A 510-nucleotide genomic window follows, 5' to 3' on the forward strand; every position below is an offset into this window, starting at 1 on the left:
TGGAGCAAGAGCGCTTTTGGGTTGTTTCTCGATGTGCTAGTTGTGTGAGATAGCCAGTTGAAATCTTAAAGTGGCTTTTAGGTGGTGTTTTGGCGAGATAAATGACAGACCCGAGAACGGTGGTACCGACAGCAATGTCGGTACCATGGCTGGTTCAACTGAGTTAGTCGCGCTATTTGTCTTTTTTGAGTATTGCCTTGAGGGCTGCAATATTAGCAAGTGCGCCTTCGGCTTCTTTTAAACGGCGGCGTTGCTGGGCAAAGCGGTCAAACTCCAGTCTCGCCTTATCATCCGCGTCTTTCTTGGAGATTTTTCCCGCTCCGCTTAATACGTCCCGATCATTAAAACTTAAAAACTGGTCTAGCTTATCGGCCCAGTCTTGTAAGAACACTTGTTTGCGACGCAGCGCTTGGTCTTCGGCAAAGTCGAGCCACATATTGACGATGCGGTTGAGCTCTTTGATTTCGTCTTCACGCAGATAGTTTTTAGCAATGGTGACATCGGTCTTAC

At 47.5% G+C, this 510-nt stretch carries 1 protein-coding gene; it reads right to left on the minus strand.

Features of this window, described 5'->3' with window-relative positions; all coding sequences use genetic code 11:
• Positions 1-172 precede the first annotated feature (172 nt).
• Positions 173-510, minus strand: a 338-nt coding sequence (rhuM, locus tag R7Z50_RS31270) for a RhuM family protein (protein ID WP_318150249.1), incomplete at its 5' end; no start/stop codon positions are given.

The organism is Vibrio sp. 1249-1, from assembly GCF_033340495.1.